The following is a 17212-nucleotide window of genomic DNA, read 5'->3' as shown; positions in this document are numbered from 1 at the left end:
TGAGGTGTTATTATGTCTAATTAAACCTTCTGTCCATTTTTAGTGTCCCAGTTTAACCACTTTACTTAAGTGGCTTTTTATTTTTTAGATCTTGTACACTATGTAAAAGCTATTTATTACGATCATAAAATAAAGTAAAATAATAGTTATGTATAAACACGAAATTAAGAAAATAAAATCAAATTTAAAAAAGCTTAAAGAAGAAATATTAAACAACAGAGAACTAATTTATGAAGCTCTCAAAAAAGATTTAAATAAAAATCCCTTAGAAGCTGAAGCCACTGAAGTGGGTCAAGTTTTAAATGAACTTAATTTATATATTAGAAAGCTAAAAAGATGATGAAAAAATAAGAGAGTAACAAACTCAATTCAGACTTTTTACAGCAAGACATACATAAAAAGCGAACCATACGGAAATGTTCTAATTGTATGTCCTTGAAATTATCCATTTAATTTATCTCTCATTCCTGCTATTAATGCAATAGGAGCAGGTAATAATGTAATATTAAAATTATCTGAATTATGTCCTAACACGAATCAGGTTGTTAAAAAGATTTTAACAAGCGTTTTCAATAGTGCACAAGTCAAAATATATGAAGGCGACAAGGAAATAGTTGGACAAATTTACTCTGAAAATAAGATTGATTTTATTTTCTTTACAGGTTCAGAAAAAGTTGGACAAATTTATTACAAAAAAGCTGCTGAATTGTTAATTCCATGTGTATTGGAATTAGGTGGAAAATCGCCTTTTATTGTTGGATACACAGCAGATATGGAAGAAGCAGCTAACAAATTGGTTTTAGGAAAATTACTTAATGCAGGTCAAACATGCATTGCACCCGATTATGTATTAGTTCATAAAGAGAAAAAAGAAGAATTAATTCGGGAAATTAACAATTCATACGATTCTATTTTTAAAGAAAAAAATGCTATGAATAAGGATATTGTAAGAATTGTAAATAAGGAACATTATGATAGATTGGTTAAATTAGCACCACAAGCTAAAAGGAATGAAGAAACATTACAATTTGATTTAAATATCTTAGAATTATCAGATAACACAACTCAGAAAGTTATGTCTGAAGAAATTTTCGGACCATTGTTGCCTATTATTACTTTTAATGAGTTAGACGATGCAGTTAAATTTGTAAATTCAAAATCTGAACCATTAACAGCTTACTTGTTCACAAGAAATAGTTATGAAATTGATAAAGTAACTAATGAAATTAAAGCCGGCTCAATAGTGATAAATGATATACTTTTACAACTACAAAATAGACGTTTAGCATTTGGAGGTAGAGGTAAAAGTGGAATTGGTAAGTATAGAGGTAAAGCTGGTTTTGATACATTCACACACAAAAAATCTGTAATTTATAAAACACAAGTCTATAAAGAAAAGAGAACTTTAAAGATATTGCAAAATAAACCAAAAATACTCAAACTACTTCAAATTTTCAATAAATGATATTAGACATTTAGGCCTACTAGATAGGTCTTTTTTATTTATTAAATTAATAATTTAATAAATAGGAATTATTATAAAATTAATAATATGAAAACAAAGGTAACAGCTAAGCTTATGTCGTCATTATCGGAGTGAGGACTATTACGTAAATGAACTATTAAGAATATGGTTTTTATAGCCATCTTGATTGCTATATCAGTTAGCTTTACCGTTGTTGCAGCTCAGTTAATGCCTATTGTTAATATTCCATCATTCAAATTCTCATTTATAGGATTACCTGTAAAAATCACAGGTTTTGTTTTTGGACCTGTCATTGGGGTTTTTGTTGGTGTTGTATCAGATTTATTATCGTTACTTTTTGTTCCACCTGTTGGTTATAACCCGATGTACACTCTAGCGACAGCTATTAATGGTCTTATTTCGGGTATCTTCGGGTTTTATTTTGTGTCGTTTTTACAATATGCTTTCAGCAAGGAATATAGACTTGAAAGAATTTCAATTAAAATTACTTTATTAGCTCAGAAATATAGAAAGCTTTCTAAAAATGAAGCTACTATGGAAAAAGCTATTAAAGTTGGCGATAAGTTAATTAAACTTAATTCAAAAAGGGCATTCATTAGAGATGATAATTCAAAAGACATCTTAAAGAATGTTTATACCACTGCAGCAGTCTTTTTAATATCATTGGTAATTATTATAATAACTTACTATGTAGGTTTTTGAGTTCCAGATAAATATATTGAAAAAGGCTTAATTCCAAATCGTTGAGGATTGCTTGCTTTAATGATTACAGGGATGTCATTATTACTTATTTTCATAATTGTTGCAAGATTCAAAATGAGGGTTGAGCGCTTCTTAATATTTGTCCCGATTATAGTGTTCTCTGCTTTCTTGGAACTTATAAATATACCAATTTTATCTCTTGGGGATAATATGAGTTTAGGAAATGGAGAAACAAAAGATATTTTCTTATGAATAACTCAACATATTATTTCCGGTCCTGTCAAGATTTGATTTAACGTTTTTGTTATTTACTATTCATATTCAATCATTATTAAGTTGATTAAGAAAAATTCAAAATTAGGATACTAATGAAAAATAAAGATCTTCAATTAACAATTTCAAATATCTTTATAAAAAAGAGTGAGGAGCAAGATAAATGGCCTTACTCTTCTATTTCTATTCCTGAAATTAAAATCTATTCTAATTCAAAAACAGCCTTCTATATTTCCAAAGATAACAAAAATTTAACTTATAAAAAAGTTAGAAACTTTGAACTTAAGGATAAGAATTCATTTTTAACCCTATATAACTACAATAAATTAATTGATGAAGCAGATAGATACGACAATACTAATGATTTCACAAATAGAAAGAAAGATTTAGATTATATTAGTGACTATTTTGACCTTCTTAATATTAGTGATGACGATGATAACAACATTCCTTTAGTCGATATTTGACTTAGTTGTTTATCAGTTGTTAAGAACAAAGATAAACTTTTAAAAGAACAAAAAGTTTATGAGCAATTCGCTCACCCACTAAAAAACCTAACATATGGACACATAAGTGATTTCATTAGCGACTTTAGCGAACTTTCAGATAACTTCAACGGTGACTTATCACACTTTTTCAACGCTGCTAAAGAAGCGTTTGTAAAAAAAGATAAACAAAACAAAGAAGTTCAATTAGGAAACATATTTTTCATTGCAAATGAGTTTAATAAAAACTTATTTAAAATCTTTATTGACTTATTCAAAGTAGTTTCAAAAGAATTTATAGATGTCTTAAACAACGTTGAAAATAATGCATTAAGTGATAAAAAAACTAAAATTCAAGAAAGTGAATACAAACTTGAATTTATTGAAAAGATTAATAGCACAAGTATTGCAAAAGTAGAAAACGATCTCAAAATTAGAGACTTAAAGTTTGAGATTGCATTTTACAAAGAATATAAAGAACAACTCAAAGCTTATTCTCGGAAATACATTTTTGCAACTATTAAACAAATTAAAAAACAAATTAATGTTTTTGAAATTCAATCAAGAATTGCAGTCTTTAAAAGTCCTGAATATTTTGATTGTATAAAAGATATTTTAATTAAAAAACAAGAGCTAAAACTTTGAGAACAGAATTATTGAAATCTTAGATTCTTGAAGAAAGAAGATTTAGAACACCTTAAATCACAAATTGAGTCTGAAGTCAATATTTTCATCAATAAAAACTTTGGTGATATCAGAAATAAATATAAAAATACAACGGTAAGTAGGATTAAGAGTTTTATTTCTAGGGAATTTGATATTAATATCAATAGATTTATTAGTAAATCAAAAAGTAATTTTGAGTTTATTAAAAATCAAATTAGTAGCAATAAAGCAATAATTAAAACTATTCAATCTAAACGTTTTAACTATATATCAAGTTATAAAAATGAAGTTATGGTTCATGATTTTAGTCAAACGATTCAACTCGCAAATGCTGAATTAGAGTGAGAAACAAATACTCAAGAAAGATTGTTTAAGAATCTTATTAAAAATAAAGACAGGAAGCTCCAGGAATTTAATGCAAGTTATAAAAAGATTGAAAAAATGTTAGACAAAACAGTATCTGAACTTTCTGCTGTATTTAAAAATGATAATTCTGAAAACTTAACAAAAGTATTAAATAGTTTTTCTAATATTAAATTTTTAATGAAAAGCACTTGAGTTTCTAGGATGTTATCAGATTTAATTGATTTTTCTAAAACGACTGCAACACCTAAGTTTGAGTTTGTTAAAGATTTAAGTGCAATGTTTAAATTTGTTGAAACATTTGAAAACTCAGCAATCACACACCACAAGTATTTAGATAAATACAAGACTCTAGATACATTGGATAAGATCAAACTTAAAATTACAAAATTTGCATTGGATGAAATCAAGTTTTTATTCATCTCTGATGACATAAAAACAATTGCTCCTGAAGCTAGAAATGAATTCTATAGAGTTCTTTTCAAATTTGCTAATGCAAATAATATGAATATTATTATCATCACAGATGATCTTCAATTTATCAAAAATAGCTGTGATTACGTTTACTTCTTTGATGATACTCAAGTTCTTGAGTGGGGAAAGGTTTCAAAAGTATTTAACAAAACAGTTTCGCCACTTGTTCAAATGCTTATTGAAGGTAAAATTCAATCACTTAACTCTCAAACAAACTCAAGTTATGTTGAGTCATTTGTTAAAAGAAACTCATTCTCAATTGACGATAATTTAGATCATTATGTTTACTGTACTCTTAAAGAATTTCAAACCTGAACTCATGTTATTCAAACAGTTAATATAGAAAGTTCAATTGATTTAGGAGAAACTCAGACTCATACTTCATTAGTTAATCCAGATTTAGTAAGTGTATTTAATGAATCGCAAGCTTTACTTACATCGCATGGAGTAAGTGTTAGAGAGAAAAAAGACAATCCAATTTTTGAAGACTTAACTCTCTATAATGAACTTATTAATAATAAAAATTTAGCTTCAATTTCAACAACTGAAGATGATGAAAATAATGAAGAATTAGCCTTTAGTTATGATGAAGAAACAAAATTGTAAAAACAACTTTGTATTTTGATTTTTAAAGTAAAATATTAAGCAAGGACAGAGGTACTTGCTTTTATTTTTTAATCGCAGGTTGAGAAATACTCTTATTAGCTGAACTGGGTAATGCCAGCGTAGCGAGTCTTTCTTTTTCGATGTCCTTTCATTCAAAAGAAAGGATTTTTTATTTATATGAAAATAAAATCAAAAAGCTTACTATTTGGTGCAAGTTTACTTGCGCTAACAACATTACCAGCTGTTGCTGGTCAGTGTTCTTTTGCAAGAGAAGATGAAAAAGTGACTACTTATACACTTTCTCTAATCAAACCTTATGGTATTGAAAATGCAGACACTTACAAAACTGAGTTAAATAATTTATTTAATTCAGAAATTCAAAAGATTGATAAATCAATCAAACTTAACATTAAGTTAGTTGAAGATGATTCATATAATGTTGCAAAAGATGAATTATTAAAAGGTGAAACTGATTTAGCTTTCATTAATTCAGGAACATTATTAAGCAAAAAAGATGAATTCATTTCAGAAAACTTATCAGTTGCACTTCAAACATTAACAAAACAATTTAAAGGTGACATTAAAGATGCAACTTATTCAAAAGATTCAGGTGCATCTTTAATGACGATTGCAGCTTCTGAAAACATGTACTTCAAACAAAAAGACTGAGGGAATGGTTGAAATCAACCTGAGGGAGAATGAGCTGAAAGTTACTACCCTAGATTTTATTCAGATGAATTAGTACCATACCAAAGAGGGTTAATTGCAATCGTTGCAACTCGTACTATGGCTGATGAAATTATTAAAGCTTGAAAAACTAAAGATTTAGAAAAATTTGTTTCATATGGAATAGGAATTGGTAAAAGCTCATCAGGAAGCAAATACCTATTACCAGAAGCATTATTTGCTAAAAACTTTAATACAGAAACAAACAAACCATTTGTTTCACTTGACCAATTAAGAGTTACATACTCAGATAAAATAAAACAAGCTAAATTAACTGAAGCTTCAACACAAGCTCATGCTAATATTCACATTTTCTTTGATAATGAAGGTTCTTATTCATATACAAAATATAAAGATAGTAAAAAGTTTTCATACAAGGTTAATCCGGAAGTTAGACCTGGTGAAGGGGATCAGCAACAAGATATTTACTTCTTGACTGTAACAGACCCATTACCATACAATGTAGGAGTTTACAGTTCAAGAGTTTCTGACAAAGCTAAAAAAGCTATTAACTCAGTGTTTAAATCATTATCAGAACAAAATAAAGATATCTGAGGACCTAAAAATGGTTTCTATGGATACAAGTCAATTGATAATGAACAAACGGAATATTGAAATAAATTAAGTGAGATTTAAAAGAATGATAAAGTTTAAAGATGTAGTAATTAAATATAAAGATAATGGAAATTTTGATCTAAAAGATCTTAATTTTACTATTCCAAAAGGCCAATTAGTTGGTCTAATTGGAAAATCAGGAGCAGGAAAATCAACAATCCTTAAATCCTTTTATGACCTTGACACTATAGCGAACGGTTCAGTCATTGTAGATGATTTAGATATTAAAAATTTAACGAAAAACCAAAAAAGAAAATATAAAAACCAAATCGAATATGTTGATCCTGATGGTTTAAATTTAATTAATTACTCAACTTTTGATAATCTTAAATTTAATTACAAGCACTACAAAAACTTTATTTATAAGTTCTTTAAATTTATTGATAAGCAAACAAGAGATAAAATTTGAAATCTTGCTGAAAGATTACAAATTTCTAACTTGCTCCTTGCACCAATAAATAAGTTATCTAGTGGTCAAAAACAAAGAGCTCAATTATTAATCAGTTTGATTAACGAACCACAAATTTTACTTGGAGACGAGCTCACAAGTAATTTAGATAACCAAAATTCACATAATGTTATGAAACTTTTAAAAGAGTTTTCTAAAGATAGATATACAATTATCGCAATTCATGATTTGAATTTAGCAATCCAATACTGTGATAAGTTAATATCGCTTAAACGTGGAAAAGTGGATAAAGTATTTATTAAAGATGAATTTGATAAAAAACAAATAGAAAGTTATTTTGATGAACCAAACCAAGTTAACAAAATATCAAAATAAGTCCCTTTTCAAAAAGTGAATATTAATATTAGTTGCACTTATTTTATTAATAGTCTCAATGTATTATTTAGGTTTCTTTTCTCCGGTTTCAAATCCAGGCTGAAAAAGAGCTGCTAAAAATTTCACAAATATGTTTTCATTTGAGTCATATAACAAAAACTTAACTGAAAACTTATGAGAATTAAACTTTAAATACTTTATCCAGACAGTCAAAACAATAACTTGTGGTAGCATTTTAGGTTTTCTAGCAGCTTTATTTACAGGTTTTTTTGCTTCAACGAATATTCATAAACACAAATCAATACCTTTAATTATTAAAATAGTTCTCTTATTGCTAAGGGCTTTCCCTGTAATTGTGTTTTTATTGTTATTTAGAATTTCCTTTGACCCTTATTTAGCTGCGTTTACTATTTATTTCTGATTTACTTGATTATGATTGCACAAGTACATTAATGATTTAATAGAAGCAGCTGATACTAAAAAATATTGAAATGATATTACAAAAGGATCTTCAAAATTAAAGTCATTCTATACAAATATTGTATTAGTACTCAAAAATAAGTTTTGAGTCAACTTCTTCTTATCTTATGAATCAAACATAAGATGAGTTTCAGTTTTAGGTATTGTTGGAATAAATGGATTAGGGTTCTTTTTTGGTGATTTAAGTAAATACCAAAAAAATATAGGGATAACCTTATTCTTTATATTCTTGTTTATATTGATCAACGAAGGATTATTATTCTTCTTTAATAAAGTTTTATTTGTTAAACCTAACATTACAATTAATTCTGAAGCAGACTTAAATAAATTCAAATATAACTGAAGAAAATATGTTTTCTGATTTATTTTGGCTATTTACTTTGGGATATTTATTTGAAGTTTAACAGGTTTATTCCATAGTAAGGTAGATGTAAAAACATTCTCACTATTCTTTAAATCGTTATTTATTTGAGACTTCAGCGATGTTGTGAAAACTGACATTTATAAAGATTATTTATACATTTTTATGTGTGCTTATGTGGCTGTTGCACTTGCATTTATTTTCGCAATAGCTTACTCATTTGTATTGTCAGAAAACTTATTTAATTCATATCTTGTGTGATTTAACAAAACGATTTTGATAATTATCAAAATCATACCTGCAGTAATTTGATTTTATATGTTTAATCCACTGATGAAAAGTCAAGTTGCAATAACTTCAGCAATCTTAATTTCGTCATTTAGACATATGTGCAAGCAGTTTGCTGAATCAATTAACTCAATTGATAGAAGAAAAATTTCAAATATGCAAGCTCAAGGTAATTCGAAATGATTTATTTACAGAAACTTTATAATTCCACAAATTAAAAATCAAATAATTTCAACTAACTTATTTGAATATGAAAAATCATTTAGAAATGCAATTATTTATGGAGCATTTGCGAATATCAGTATTTATAAAACTATTAATAAATATCAAGAGACTCAAGAGTATTCAAAAATTGTTCCATTAATATTGCCTGCTTATGTGTTTTTAATTATGTTGGAACTTGCGTATTTAATCTTCAAAAACAAAGATAAACTCAAGTTTTGTATCAATAATTCGAAGTTATGAAATTCATTCAAAAAGCAGCAAAATTTTATTCCAAAATCACAAGATTTACTATTCTTTAAAAAAGATTTTTAACAAAATTTTTTGAGGAAATTTTGGAAAATAAATTTTTAAGCCTAGCACATAGGTTTAAAAATACTAAAAAATATCTTATGATTTCACTTAAAATGCTTTAAAATACACCTTTAAAAATTACATTTTTAATGTAAAATTTATATACCTTTTATATAAATTGTACATAGAGGTGTATTTTTTTATTCTTATTGAAGGTTTATCTGCAAGAAAGGAATGACAAATATGGAACAACACAATTACAAATTACGTAAATTTGGTCCAAAAACTTGAAGAAGAGATTACTCAGTCACAAAGACTACTCTTCCACTTTTTGATATTCTTGAAACAAGTAAAGAAAGTTTCGAACTTTTTATGAACAAAAAGATTCAAGAATGTCTTTTAGAAATTTACCCTATTGAAGCTGCTAACAGAGAAGTTAAGCTTGAATACAAAAAGGGTTCTGTTAGATTAGAATTACCTTTCAAAAAAATCACTAGTGAAAGTGAAGAAATCAAAAAAGCTAAAGCTAAGGGAATGAACTTTAGTGCAAAAGTTTTCGTTACTTTAAAAAGTGAAGTTAAAAACTCAGGTGAAATTAAAGAAGATGAAGTTTTACTTGGGGAAATTCCATACATGACAAGTGGTGGAAGTTTTATTATCAACGGTTCTGAAAAAGTTATCGTTAGTCAGTTAATTCGTTCACCAGGAGCATACTTCGGATTAGGTGTGCGTAACAAACAATCTGATGATCTTTTCAACAAATTAGAAATCTTACCTAGAATCGGTTCTTGACTTGAAGTTTCTCACAAAGTTACATCATCAACATTAGACGCAGTTAAGATTAAAATTGACAAAAACAAAAATGTTAACTTAGCTACATTCTTAGGAGCATTTGGTTTTTCACCAAAAACAATTAGAGAGTTATTTGGTGAAAACAATGAATTACTTGATGAAACACTTAAGAAAGACAAACTTATCTTAAACTCAGAATTCACATCTGAAGAATTACTTGACGCGTGTCAAGAAGAACTTTTCAGAGGTTTAAGAAAAGGTGACCGTATTTCTGAAGAAGCTAAACGTTCATTATTACCAGGAATGCTTTTTGATAAGAAACGTTACAACTTATCTGTAACGGGTCGTCATATGTTAAATGAAAAACTTTCTTTAGTTGACAGAATTACAAACACATACTTAGCTAAAGATATTTACCTTAAAGGTGCAGATGAACCTGCATTTACAAGAGGAACATTCATCGACATTAGAAAAGCTAAAGAAATTCAAAACTTATTTAACGAAGGAAAAATTTCATACGAAAGAATTCCTGGAATTGATCCAGAAATTGTTTACCACCACGTTATTAAGAACAGCAAGGTGTTATCAAAGAGAACACACATTGTTAAAGTTTGAGTTTACCCAACTAGAAAATGAATGGAAGAAAAAACAGAACAACCTGTTTTAGTAATCGGTAACGATCCAAAATCAGTTGAGCCACACTTATTAATTTCAGATATAGTTGCTGCAATTAACTACTACTTCAACTTAACAGATGGAATTGGTAAAGACGATGATCCAGATTCATTAACAAACAAACGTATCGTTTCAGTTGGTGAATTATTAGAAGGTCAATTATCAGTTGCTTTAACAAAACTTGAAAAAGCAACTCGTGAGCGTATGGGAGCTAAAGAAGCTGACAAGGTTACACCTAAAAACGTTACAAACAACAAACTTGTAACAAACCAAATGAAACAATTCTTTAACTCATCAAAACTTTCACAATTTATGGATCAAATTAACCCATTATCAGAAGTTTCAAACAAACGTCGTGTTACATCACTTGGACCTGGAGGTCTTAACCGTGATACAGCTCAATTCGAAGTTCGTGACGTTCACGCAACTCACTACGGAAGAATTTGTGCTATCGAAACACCTGAAGGACCAAACATCGGTCTTATCTTAAACTATGCAACATATGCAAAAGTTAATGATTTAGGGTTCTTAAAAACTCCATACTACAAAGTTAACAATGGGGTTGTAGATTACAACGACATTAGATACTTAACAGCTGCTGAAGAAATTGGATACTCATTTGCTCAATCATCAGTTCACGTTGATGACGACAACAACATTACAGACGACTTATTAACAATTAGACGTGATTACAGCTATATCATTGGTAAACCACATGAAATTGATTTCATTGAGGTTTCATCAAAACAAATTGTTTCTATAGCTGCTGCCGCTATCCCATTCTTAGAAAACGATGATGCCAACCGTGCGCTTATGGGATCAAACATGCAACGTCAAGCAGTCCCATTAATCCAAGCAGAAGCTCCATATGTTGGAACAGGTATTGAGGCAGATATTGCTAAATACTCATCATACAACTTAAGAGCTAAAGGCGATGGGGTTGTTGATTTTGTTGATGGATCAAAAATCCACGTAAAACACTTTAAAGAAGTAAAAGATCCTAAAACAGGAGAAATTACAACAAAAGAAAGCTTTGATAAATATACACTTAGAAACTTCGAAAGAAGTAACCAAGGTACATTAATTCAACAAAAACCAATTGTTGAAGTTGGACAAGAAATTAAAGCTGGTGACTTATTAGTTGATGGTTCTTCATTCAAAGATGGAGAAATGGCTCTTGGTAAAAACGTTCTTGTTGGATTTACAACTTGAAACGGATACAACTTTGAGGATGCTGTTATCATCAATGAAAGATTAGTTAAAGATGATGTTTATACATCAATTCACATTGAAGAACAAACAATTCAATTCAGATCATCACGTGCTGGTGACGATATCTTAACAAACGATATACCAAACGTTTCTAAGTACTCATTAAGAAATTTAGATGAAAACGGTATTGTTAAAGTTGGATCAGAAGTTTTAGCTGGTGACGTTTTAGTTGGTAGATTATCACCTAAAGGAGAAGAAAACCCATCTCAAGAAGAAAAACTTTTAATGGCTATTCTTCAACAACGTCCACAAACATCAAAAGATACATCTCTTAAAGTTAAAAACGGTCACAATGGTACTGTAATTCACGTTGAAGTTCTTTCTAGAGAAAAAGGTGATGTTTTAGAAGAAGGAATTGACAAGATTGTTAAGGTTTCTATTGCTCAAAAACGTAAAATCAAAGTCGGGGATAAGATGGCTGGTCGTCACGGAAACAAAGGGGTTATCTCAATCGTACTTCCTGAAGAAGATATGCCATACTTAGAAGACGGAACACCACTTGACATTATGCTTAACCCTCAAGGGGTTCCTTCACGTATGAACATCGGTCAAGTTCTTGAGCTTCACTTAGGAATGGCTGCTAGAAAATTAAATGTTAAATTCGTTACTCCATCATTCGATGGTATTAAGAAGTCAGACATTGAAGCTTGTTTAGAAGAAGCTGGATTAAACAAGAGTGGAAAACAAATTTTAATTGACCCTATTACAGGTAGAAAATTTGATAAACCTATCTCTGTTGGTGTTATGTATATGCTTAAACTTAACCATATGGTTGATGACAAGATGCACGCTCGTTCAGTTGGTCCATACTCACTTATTACACAACAACCTCTTGGAGGTAAATCTCAAAACGGAGGACAAAGATTCGGGGAAATGGAAACATGAGCTATCGAATCCTATGGAGCAACAAACGTTCTTCAAGAAATTCTTACATATAAATCAGATGACATCGCTGGGCGTAATGCGTTATATAGTGCATTAGTATCAGGAAAACAATTACCTACACCAGGTATTCCAGAATCATTTAACGTTCTTTCATATGAACTTAAAGGTCTTGGAATGAAACTTGAAACAACTGAAGTAGAAAACTACGACAATGATTACGATGATAGTGAACAATATCACTATGTAGATTCACATGAAACAGGGGGAGATTGATATGAATAATTCAAATTTCGATGCTAAATCAGTAGAAGATAAAATCAATAAAATTACTCTCTCACTTGCAACAGATGAAGACATTTTAAAATGATCTCACGGTGAAGTTACAAAACCTGAAACAATTAACTATAAATCATATAAACCAGAAAAAGATGGTTTATTTGATGAACTTATTTTTGGACCTACAACAGACTACAAATGTCCTGTTTGTGGTACAAAATACAAAAAAAGTGATGAAAACTCAGTATGTACTAGAACACCTGCTTGTGAAAAATACAAACCAGTTATTTTACCTAAAATAACACGTAGAAGCAGAATGGGACACATCAAATTACACAATCCTGTTGTCCACTTCTGATTCTTCAAAATCGATCACTCAATTATTGCTAAATTACTCGGACTTAGAGTTGCTGACTCTTCAAAACAAGTAACAAAAGCAGACTTAGAAAAATTAATTTACTACAAATCACACATCGTTTTAGAAGATGGTGGTTTAGAGTCATTAAAGAAAAACACAATCATTGACATTAACGAAGCTGCAAACATTTATGAAGCTGCATTAATGGAAATGTTAAAAATGTATGATAAAGATACAGATGAATACGAAGACATCGCTACAGCTTTAGATGAACTAAGAACATATGCTGAATCTAAAATTGGTAAAGACTTCGGTATTGACTTCTATCAATACAACGAAATCATTCACGAATATTCAGATGCTAAAATTGACACAGGTTCAAAAGCGATTGAATATTTATTAACTCACATTAATTTAGAAGAAGAAGCTAAAAAAGTTCAAGCTGAAATTGATTTAATTAACCAAGAAGCTGATGAGAATGGAAATCTTTCTTCAACAAAAGAACAAGAAAGAGGAAAGCTTTACAAACGTTTAACAATCATCAACTCATTTATTAAATCAGGTCAACACCCAAAAAATATGTTGATTTACAACTTACCAGTTATTCCAGCTGACTTACGTCCATTAGTTCAACTTGATGGTGGAAGACACTCAACAAGTGATGTTAACGAACTTTACCGTCGTATCATTATCAGAAACAACCGTTTAGCTAAATGAAACGAAGCTGATGCTCCTATGTTAATTAAACAAAACGAGTATCGTATGATTCAAGAAGCTGTTGATGCTTTAATTGATAACAACAGAAAGAAACCTACACCAGTTACATCAAAAGATGGACACCCTCTTAAATCTATCTCTGATGCACTTGTTGGTAAAAAAGGTCGTTTCAGACAAAACCTTTTAGGAAAACGTGTTGACTATTCAGGTCGTTCAGTTATCGTTGTAGGGCCAACTCTTAAAATGCACGAAGTTGGTATCCCAAGAGATATGGCTGCTAAATTATTCGAACCTTGAATTATCAAAGAATTATTAGAGAATGAAACTTCAATCACATCTGTTAAATCAGCTAAGAAAATGATTGACTCATTAAACCCAATCATTTGACCATATGTTGAAAAAGCTATTGATGGAAGACCAGTTCTTTTAAACCGTGCTCCTACATTGCACCGTTTATCAATTCAAGCATTCCAACCTGTTTTAATTAGAGGAAAAGCTATTAAATTACACCCATTAGTAACTACAGCTTTCAACGCCGACTTCGATGGGGACCAAATGGCTGTTCACGTTCCTATTTCAGATCAAGCTGTTAGAGAAGCTCGTGAATTAATGTTAGCTTCTAAAAACATCCTTGGACCAAAAGATGGAGAACCTATCATTAACCCTTCACAGGATATGATTTTAGGTCTTTACTACTTAACTATTGAAAAAGCAGGACAACCTAATGAAGGTAAAATCTTTGCTAACTATGAAGAAATGATGTTAGCTTATGAAAATGGTATTGTTAACTTACATACAAGAGTTGTGTTACCAGTTTCTGAATTAGATAAAAATTCAGTTAAATTACATACAACAAATCCTTACATTTTCTCAACAGTAGGTAAATTCATCTTAAACAAAGTATTCCCATCAGACTTTGAATTTATCTTTGGTAAATCAATAGTAAGAAAAGAAACAGTTAATGCAGATGGTTCAATTTCAGTTTCTGAAAAAGAAAGATTAGACACATCAGAAAATGCATTAGACAAATACACAATGCCTTATGGAACAAACTTTGCAGAATATCTTAAAGACATCCCTGTTAACTTAGGATTAAACAAGAAAGACATTGCAAAAATTGTTCTTAATGTGTACAAAAAATATGTTGCTGTTGTAACAATGGAAGACATTGCAGGTGTTATTGATTCTACAGATGTAAACAACTTTGAAAGTCGTTTCAATGACTGTGCTGCATTAATTGACTATGCAGGTGAACGTATTCCTACAATTCACGCAACAAACATTTCGAACTTCATTAAAGAAGAATTCGAAAGAATCAACTTCATCATTGGCACAGATGAAGAAACACACAAACTTAAGAGACAATGAAACATTAATGACTACACATTAGTGTTAGAAAGAGTTTGATTCAGATATACAAACTATGTTGCTTCTATTCTTGACAATATCAAAGAATTAGGGTTCAAATATTCAACAATATCAGGAACAACTATTTCAATGAATGATATTACAACATTAGATACAACAGCTCAAAAGATCAAAGAAGGGGAAGAATACACAGACCAATTAAAACAATTCTTCCTTGAAGGTTACTTAACAGATGATGAGCGTTACAACTTAACAATTCAAAAATGATCACAAGTTAAAGAATCTATTGAAAAAGATCTTAAAGAAGTTACAAAATCAGATATTGATAACCCATTATTTATGATGTTCACTTCAGGGGCTCGTGGAAACTCATCTAACTTTACACAGTTAGCTGGTATGCGTGGACTTATGAGTAACAACACCAAAGTTCTTAAAGCCGATGCTGAAAACGACCGTGTTGTTCGTTCAACAATTGAAGTTCCTGTTAAATCATCATTCCTTAGTGGACTTAGTGCTTACGAATTCTATTCATCAACTCACGGGGCTCGTAAGGGACTTACAGATACAGCTCTTAACACAGCTAAATCAGGGTACTTAACACGTAGACTTGTTGACGTTGCTCAAAGTATTGTTGTTAAAGAAGTTGATTGTGGTTCAGACTTTGGATTTGTTGTAAAAGACATTAGAGATACAAAAACAAACACAGTTATTGAGTCATTACAAGAAAGAATCGAAGGAAGATTCACAAATAAACCAATTATTGATGCAAATGGTCACATTATTGTTGATGCAAACACATTAATTTCAGCAGAAATGGCTGACAAAATTGTTAACTTATACAACATTGATCAAGTTGAAATTCGTTCAGTATTATCTTGTCATACAAGAAACGGAGTTTGTGTTCACTGTTATGGAAAAGACCTTGCAACAAACCGTTTAGTTAACATTGGTGAAGCTGTTGGAGTTGTTGCTGCACAAAGTATCGGGGAACCTGGTACACAGCTTACAATGCGTACATTCCACACCGGAGGGGTTGCCGGGGTTGAAGATATTACAGGAGGATTTGGACGTCTTCTTGAACTTATCGATGCCTACGAAAAACCTTGAGGAAAACCTGCTGTTATCTCACCTGTAACTGGAACAGTTGTTTCAATTGCGCCAGCTAGAGATAAAAACGGAAAAGAAAATGACATTATGCTTGTTGAAATTGAAACAACAAGACCAAATGGACAAAAAGAAATCGTTACAACATCAGGTAGAGTTTCTCAAAAATTACGTGTTAAAGTTGGACAAACACTTAGACCAGGGCAAAAAATCTTTGAAGGACCAATTATTATTAATGACCTTCTTGAAGTTGCTGACACACGTGCAGTTCAAAACTACTTATTAAAAGAAATTCAAAGACTTTACCGTTTACAAGGTATTACAATTTCAGATAAGTACATTGAAATCATTATTAGACAAATGCTTTCAAAAATTATGATTACAGACCCAGGAGATTCAAAATTCTTCACAGGAAGCTTAGTAGATACATTCATCTACCAAAAAGAAAATGGAAGATTAATTGCTCAAGGACTTAAACCGGCTTACGGTCAAGTTAAAATCCGTGGAGCAAAACAAACTCCTTTATTAAGTGACTCATTCTTATCAGCTGCATCATACCAAGAAACAGCTAAGATTCTTGTTAACTCATCAATCGCAGAAAGAGTTGATAACTTAGATGGTCTTAAAGAAAATATTATTTTAGGTCACAAAATTCCTGCTGGAACAAACTCAAATTACCAACTTAAAGGTAAATATGACATTCGTGACCCACGTTCATACTTCACAAACAAAGTTATCTTAGATGATACACTTGAAGATGAAAATGGTAATGTATACATTTCAGAAGACTTTAACAAGTACACTACAGACTTATTAAAAGAATCTGAAAAAATGGGTGACTTAGACGAAGTTTTAAGTGACTTAGCACAAGAAAACGAAGAATTACAAAACTCATTTGAAGATTCATATGCATCCGATGATGATTATGAAGAAGACTTCG

General features: G+C 30.2%; 7 protein-coding genes, 1 pseudogene and 1 riboswitch. All 8 genes and pseudogenes read left to right on the top strand.

Features of this window, described 5'->3' with window-relative positions; genetic code table 4:
• The first annotated feature begins 148 nt into the window (after window positions 1–148).
• The gene (locus VBM90_RS02640; protein ID WP_323176797.1) at window positions 149–1471 is read left to right on the top strand and encodes an aldehyde dehydrogenase family protein; all 1323 of its coding nucleotides are present in this window, start codon (window positions 149–151) and stop codon (window positions 1469–1471) included.
• Window positions 1472–1579: 108 nt separating this feature from the next.
• Complete coding sequence (locus VBM90_RS02635; protein ID WP_323176796.1) at window positions 1580–2557, top strand: ECF transporter S component; 978 nt, start codon at window positions 1580–1582, stop codon at window positions 2555–2557.
• Complete coding sequence (locus VBM90_RS02630) at window positions 2557–5055, top strand: MAG1360 family OppF-related protein (RefSeq protein WP_257088942.1); 2499 nt, start codon at window positions 2557–2559, stop codon at window positions 5053–5055. The genes VBM90_RS02635 and VBM90_RS02630 overlap by 1 nt, the downstream gene beginning before the upstream one ends.
• 37 nt (window positions 5056–5092) lie before the next feature.
• Window positions 5093–5198: riboswitch (TPP riboswitch) on the top strand.
• Between the two features lie 34 nt (window positions 5199–5232).
• A complete protein-coding gene (gene cypl / locus VBM90_RS02625; RefSeq protein WP_323176795.1) occupies window positions 5233–6417 on the top strand; it encodes an ABC transporter thiamine pyrophosphate-binding lipoprotein p37/Cypl in 1185 nt (394 codons plus the stop codon).
• Between the two features lie 4 nt (window positions 6418–6421).
• On the top strand, window positions 6422–7180 hold the full coding sequence (locus VBM90_RS02620; RefSeq protein WP_323176794.1) for an ATP-binding cassette domain-containing protein: 759 nt from the start codon (window positions 6422–6424) through the stop codon (window positions 7178–7180).
• Window positions 7181–7238: 58 nt separating this feature from the next.
• On the top strand, window positions 7239–8846 hold the full coding sequence (locus tag VBM90_RS02615) for a hypothetical protein (RefSeq protein WP_323176793.1): 1608 nt from the start codon (window positions 7239–7241) through the stop codon (window positions 8844–8846).
• A 222-nt stretch (window positions 8847–9068) separates the two neighbouring features.
• Window positions 9069–12731 carry a DNA-directed RNA polymerase subunit beta gene (locus VBM90_RS02610; RefSeq protein ID WP_323176792.1) on the top strand — a complete coding sequence of 1221 codons (3663 nt, stop codon included), beginning with the start codon at window positions 9069–9071 and terminating at the stop codon, window positions 12729–12731.
• Window positions 12724–16678: pseudogene (locus tag VBM90_RS02605) on the top strand (DNA-directed RNA polymerase subunit beta'); the annotation flags it as partial. The gene VBM90_RS02610 and the pseudogene VBM90_RS02605, both read left to right, overlap by 8 nt.
• Window positions 16679–17212 lie beyond the last annotated feature (534 nt).

It is taken from the genome of Mycoplasma sp. 2704, assembly GCF_034863285.1.
In the GTDB taxonomy this organism is placed as follows: Bacteria; Bacillota_I; Bacilli_A; order Mycoplasmatales; family Metamycoplasmataceae; genus Mycoplasmopsis.
This window is presented reverse-complemented; position numbering and strand designations above follow the sequence as displayed.